General features: G+C 38.7%; 8 protein-coding genes. 5 read left to right on the forward strand and 3 right to left on the reverse strand.

Going from position 1 to position 5,184, the window contains the following annotated elements; translation table 11 throughout:
• The first annotated feature begins 169 nt into the window (after nucleotides 1–169).
• A complete protein-coding gene (locus AC805_RS03375; RefSeq protein ID WP_055074102.1) occupies nucleotides 170–358 on the forward strand; it encodes a type II toxin-antitoxin system HicA family toxin in 189 nt (62 codons plus the stop codon).
• Nucleotides 359–458: 100 nt separating this feature from the next.
• Here AC805_RS03375 and AC805_RS03380 read toward each other — a convergent pair whose 3' ends face one another.
• Nucleotides 459–878, reverse strand: a complete 420-nt coding sequence (locus AC805_RS03380; protein ID WP_055074103.1) for a hypothetical protein — start codon at nucleotides 876–878, stop codon at nucleotides 459–461.
• A 179-nt stretch (nucleotides 879–1,057) separates the two neighbouring features.
• Between AC805_RS03380 and AC805_RS03385 the strand changes: the two genes are divergently transcribed.
• The 4 genes from AC805_RS03385 to AC805_RS03400 all read left to right on the forward strand — a co-directional run bounded on the left by AC805_RS03385 (nucleotide 1,058) and on the right by AC805_RS03400 (nucleotide 2,104).
• Nucleotides 1,058–1,276: a type II toxin-antitoxin system HicB family antitoxin gene (locus AC805_RS03385; RefSeq protein ID WP_055074104.1), complete on the forward strand. Its 219-nt coding sequence runs from the start codon at nucleotides 1,058–1,060 to the stop codon at nucleotides 1,274–1,276.
• The gene (locus AC805_RS03390) at nucleotides 1,276–1,515 is read left to right on the forward strand and encodes a type II toxin-antitoxin system HicA family toxin (RefSeq protein WP_055074105.1); all 240 of its coding nucleotides are present in this window, start codon (nucleotides 1,276–1,278) and stop codon (nucleotides 1,513–1,515) included. The genes AC805_RS03385 and AC805_RS03390 overlap by 1 nt, the downstream gene beginning before the upstream one ends.
• Nucleotides 1,516–1,578: 63 nt before the next feature.
• Nucleotides 1,579–1,803: a DUF433 domain-containing protein gene (locus tag AC805_RS03395; RefSeq protein WP_055074106.1), complete on the forward strand. Its 225-nt coding sequence runs from the start codon at nucleotides 1,579–1,581 to the stop codon at nucleotides 1,801–1,803.
• Nucleotides 1,787–2,104: a DUF5615 family PIN-like protein gene (locus tag AC805_RS03400; RefSeq protein ID WP_055074107.1), complete on the forward strand. Its 318-nt coding sequence runs from the start codon at nucleotides 1,787–1,789 to the stop codon at nucleotides 2,102–2,104. Before AC805_RS03395 ends, AC805_RS03400 begins: the two co-directional genes overlap by 17 nt.
• A 146-nt stretch (nucleotides 2,105–2,250) precedes the next feature.
• Here the strand turns inward: AC805_RS03400 and AC805_RS03405 are convergent, their stop codons facing one another.
• Both AC805_RS03405 and AC805_RS03410 read right to left on the reverse strand, forming a co-directional pair.
• On the reverse strand, nucleotides 2,251–2,730 hold the full coding sequence (locus AC805_RS03405) for a transposase (RefSeq protein WP_055074108.1): 480 nt from the start codon (nucleotides 2,728–2,730) through the stop codon (nucleotides 2,251–2,253).
• A 592-nt stretch (nucleotides 2,731–3,322) separates the two neighbouring features.
• Nucleotides 3,323–5,023 carry a bifunctional serine/threonine-protein kinase/formylglycine-generating enzyme family protein gene (locus AC805_RS03410; protein WP_055074109.1) on the reverse strand — a complete coding sequence of 567 codons (1,701 nt, stop codon included), beginning with the start codon at nucleotides 5,021–5,023 and terminating at the stop codon, nucleotides 3,323–3,325.
• Nucleotides 5,024–5,184: the final 161 nt, after the last annotated feature.

Raw genomic sequence — 5,184 nt, forward strand, 5'->3', positions numbered from 1 at the left:
AAGAACTAATTAGATAGTCACTATAAAGATCTAACATGTTCATCTTCATGTTTTTATCTTCTTTCCTCATCTTAGCTTGGTTTCGGCAAAGCAATTACTCTCAAACCTACTTCCAGTATACATTCTCAGTCATTTTTTTTGGGCGCTTTCTATCTGCGTAAGGTGAGTTATGTCAGTTAAACGCAGTGATCTGGTGAAATATTTTGAAGAAAATGGGTTTTATTTGCTTAGGGAAGGAGGGAATCATTCCATTTACACCAACAATATCAAAACAATTCCGATTAAGAGACATCGGACGATTGATAGAATTACGGCAAATGCAATATGTAAGCAAGCAGGGATAGCACCGAAGTTTTAGTTCAAATAATTTTCATGGTAATCGCAAATCTCTCCACGAAAAAGGCGATCGCGTAAATACTTAACTTTCTTCCGCTAAAAATATATCTGATTAATGTTTGTCATTTTTGGGAACCTACTGAGGTTGATGTAGCCTGTTGCTTATAGCAAAGGAATTCCGTGAAGTCTTTAACTTGTAGAATCGATTCTTCTGGAAGTATTTCTAGTAATGCTAAAAGTTGTTGCTTTACTTTCTGTTTATCGCTTTGTTGAGGAGTATTTATTGGATTTATTTGGTGAGGATAGAGCGTTTCTACATCTAGGGTGTCACGAAATGCTTCGGGATCGTCTTGAGATGTTTCGATCATATCGCCTTCAGTAGTGAACTTTAGCCATCCACCAAATAGCTCGACTAGGTAAGCTTCGCCATCTTTAAAGATTTCCACGATCGCACCATCAGTCCCTTGTGGGGCAATTCCGCCAGAGTGAAGCTGAATGTCTTGATTTAAAGTAACGGAATCAAACATTTGAAATTTACTCATGTTTTTGTCTCCTGCTACGTTGTGGTACTGCTGTTACAAATCTAGCAATGTTTTCGACTTTCAGCCAAATCCAAGCGGTGAGGATTTCTCTTGATTGCTCTTGCCGATAAGTTGATGATTGCTTGCCCCAAAAATAAAAAGGTTAGTATTATAGATATCTCTAATTACATTAATTAATCATGAAACATATCAAAATTGTGGTAGAAAAGCATCCAGAGGGTTATGTGGCTTATCCTCTAGGGATTCAAGGGGTTGTGGTTGGTGAGGGAGATTCCTATGAAGAGGCTCTCAATGATGTGCGATCGGCGATCTTGTTTCATATCGAAACCTTTGGGCGATCGGTTTTAGAGTCTGAGTCTTCAGTGCTTGAGGCTTTTGTAGCTGAGGCGAGTGTGTAATGGCTAAGTTTCCTGTTGATGCGCCTAAATCAAAGGTAATTAAGGTGCTTGAGAGTTTTGGATTTTCGATAGTACGAGAGAAGGAGCATATCTCGATGGTCAGACAAAATGCTGATGGAACAACGACTCCTCTAACTATGCCAAATCATAAGCTGATCAAGGGTTCTACGCTTAGAAGTATCTGTACTCAATCAGGAATTTCGCGGGATGATTTTATTAGTGCTTATGAGAAAGCATAAACATGCTTTCATATTTTGGTTGTATGATCTAGGTTATGAGAGATCTAAAATTGAGGTAACAAAATGGAAAATCAATTAATTGTAAGAGATCCTGAAATTCTCTCTGGAATACCTATATTTAAGGGAACTAGAGTTCCTGTAAAGAACTTAGTTGATTATCTTGAAGCAGGAGACTCACTGGAAGAATTTTTAGATGACTTTCCAACTGTGCAGAAAGAAAAAGTAGTAAAGTTTTTAAATCTATCAATCAAATATTATTTGGCACACGATCATGAAAGTGCTGCTTGATGAGTGCTTGCCTAAAAAGCTGAAGCGAGAAATATCTGATGGACATACTATAGTGACCGTACCAGAGCAAGGATGGGCAAGCAAAAAGAACGGTGAATTACTGAGGCTTGCGGCGAGTGAATTTGATGTGTTTATTACGATTGATAATAATCTGTCAGCACAACAAAACCTCACTAAAATTGATCTAGCTGTGATTGTTTTATCTGCACCAAATAATCGACTAGAAACCCTCAAGCCTCTAGTGCCACGAATTAAGGAAGTAATTGCAAGTATTCAAATTGGTGAAATAGTTTATGTCTAAAATTCGACTGCTTCACGGGTAATGTCTGGTCGCTTTTGCTGGCATTTTTGTTGTCGCTCCTCACCGTGTTTAGTCCAAATAATTTGCATGGCGATCGCAAATCTCTCTACAAAAAAGGCGATCGCTGAGAAAAGAAAATCTCTTTTTTATTCAGCAACAACCTTCCAATTCTGAGGATTAGTCAAAATATACTGCCCCAGATTATGTAGTTCTTGATCACTTCTAATAATCCTTTCGTAGTAATTTCTTTGCCAGATAGACACACCAGAATTTTGATTAATTTTATTGATTTTGCGAGTAGAAGTAGATTTGAAATTTTGAATAATTGTTGCTAATGAGTGAGAATTTTCATATTGTTCTGAAATAACAATAATTCCATGAAGGTGATCGGGCATGAGGATAAATTCATCAAGTTCCACGTTAGGTAAATGCTGCGGAATTTTTTGCCAAATTGCAAAAACAATCTGACCAGTAACATTTAGTTGCATTTCTCCATTATTTATTTCTCCAAACAGATGCTGTCTTTGAAAGGTGCAGATAGTTACAAAATAAGCTCCCGATTGAGAATAGTCATACCCCTGCAAACGAATAGAACGCCGATGATGAATTTCAGGGTGGTAAGACATAAAAATTTATAAACGTACAAACGAAAAATGTAGGGGTAGAGCATTTGCGCCAATGTTCATCAATTATCACCGAAATCTCTATACGCAAATGCTCTACCCTCTTCGCTATTACCAATAAATTATCCCTGCGGTTTGGGAATTGTTGGTGATTTGCGAAGGTTAAGGGCAGAGCATTACCGATTTAAATGGATCTTAAAATTTAGAAATTGTGGCGGTAATGCTCTGCCCCTACAGGATTTTTTTACTTGAAAATCACCCAATATATACCACCAATAATTTGAATTTGTAGATTCGTAAATGCGTAGGGGCATAGCATTCCTACAGAGATTTATACGTTTACAGATTGCCTTGATTTGGGAATGCTATGCCCTCAACCTGTAATCGCAGGGACAATTTATCGGTGAAAGCGCAAAGGGTTTAGCATTTGTGATCGAGATTGTGGTAACGAGTTTAGAAATTGTGGCGCAAATGCTAAACCCCTACAATTATTTTCTTCAATTCTCATTTTCTCCAAGATCTTTTAATTTTCTTAATCCGTATTCCGAAATTTAATTTTCTACACTTGAGTTGAAGATGTCATTGTTACAAAAAATTAAATGATTATTATCCGAAAGCCATAACGATTACCTTTGATATTTACATTGCCTCCATTACGACAAGTTAAACGGCAGACTTCATCAAACCAAGAGCCTCCGCGCAAAACACAAGATTTATTGTGACTCCATTCTCCCCATGCTTCATTACCATTTCGTTTTAACTTCTCAGGTTTGAAAAGGTAGTGATCATGCCATTCATCTAAACATAGTTCCCATACATTACCGCTCATATCATAAATGCCAAGCTCATTGGGCTTTTTCTGTCCCATAGGGTGAGTAGAACTCTCAGCATTATTTTTATACCAACCAATTTCATCGAAATTATTACTTCCAGAATATAAATATCCTTTACTTTGATTACCGCCTTTTGCTGCGTATTCCCATTCTGACTCGGTTGGCAATCGAACATTACGACTCATTCTAGATGATAATATCTTACAAAACTTCTGTGCATCATTACATGAGACTTGCTCAACTGGTAGATTTAATCCTTTGAAATGAGAAGGGTTACTTCCAATTATAGATTGCCATTGTTGCTGTGTAATTGGGTATTTCCCAATCAAAAAATCATTTAAAGTCACTTGATGAACTGGTCTCTCAGAATTAAGATTATCACTTCCCATCTTAAAACTCCCACCAGCCACTTTCACCAGTTCCAATTTGACACCATTCCCACAGTCCAACTCAAAGGAATTACTCGACGCTGATATAGGAGTCTGTACTGGCTGTGAAAATATTCCTGATAAGGAACTTGGTTTTGCTTGTTGTGATGGGACTACGGGTAATGGTACTAGTTTAACTGGAGCCGCTTTTGGTTGCAATACTTGCAAAGTTTCTATAACTGAACTAGGTCTTTCCTTGACCCTGTAAGCAGTCAAACGATCCAATAACTTCCCAAAACCATCACTCACCACTTTCCCATTCAAAAACTGTCGCCATTGATATTCATTTTCCAAAACATCATAGAGCGTAAACGGTTCCACATTCGTGAGCAAATGCAAACAAGTCACACCCAACCCAAACAAATCGCTCTGAAACACCGACTTACCCAACATTTGCTCAGGAGCGCCATAACTCGGTTTCCCGATGCCCGTTCCCGTTTTTGCCAATAACGTCGCCGTTGCGTGCTTTGCCGCCCCAAAATCTACCAACACCAACTTTTTGTCACTACGCCGCCGAATGATATTGTCTGGCGAAATATCGCGATGGATTACCGACTTGCTATGCACAAACTCCAAGATTTGCAGCACCTCCACCAACACATCCCGCACCTGCTGCTCACTAAAAGCACCAACACGCCCTAACTCCTGCTCCAAAGTCTCACCATCGATAAACTCTTGGATGAGGTACTGCTTACCCTCATGGATTGTAAAAGATAGAAGTTCAGGAATTTGCGGATGCTTACCCAAATCATCAAGCCGCTTTGCCTCCTGCTCAAACAACCTGATTGCGACATCCAAAGTCCCTTGACTCGCATTAGGATTAATCGTTTCAAAAGCAAACTGCTTAATTACACAACGCGGCTGCGATGGCTTCGACTCATCCTGAGCTAAGAAAGTCTTACCAAATCCACCCTGTCCGATCGCCTTCAAAGCGCGGTAACGATCTTGAATTTGTAACTTAGCGCCGCATTGAGTACAGAATTTGGTGGTTATGGAGTTTGGGCGATCGCAAGCAAGGCAAAGGCAGTTACTCATGCTAAGTAAATCTTAGAAAATTTAGCTTTGAAGATCTAGTTATATCCTAACGTGAGTAAATCCAAGCAACACAATGATTTCGCCAAGGTTAAAGAAAGTCAAAGTAGCGAAAAAATCTACTTTGACTCTTTCTAAGTAGCTAGGTATAAGTAAACTTAAAA

It is taken from the genome of Pseudanabaena sp. 'Roaring Creek', assembly GCF_001402795.1.
Taxonomy (GTDB): domain Bacteria; phylum Cyanobacteriota; class Cyanobacteriia; order Pseudanabaenales; family Pseudanabaenaceae; genus Pseudanabaena.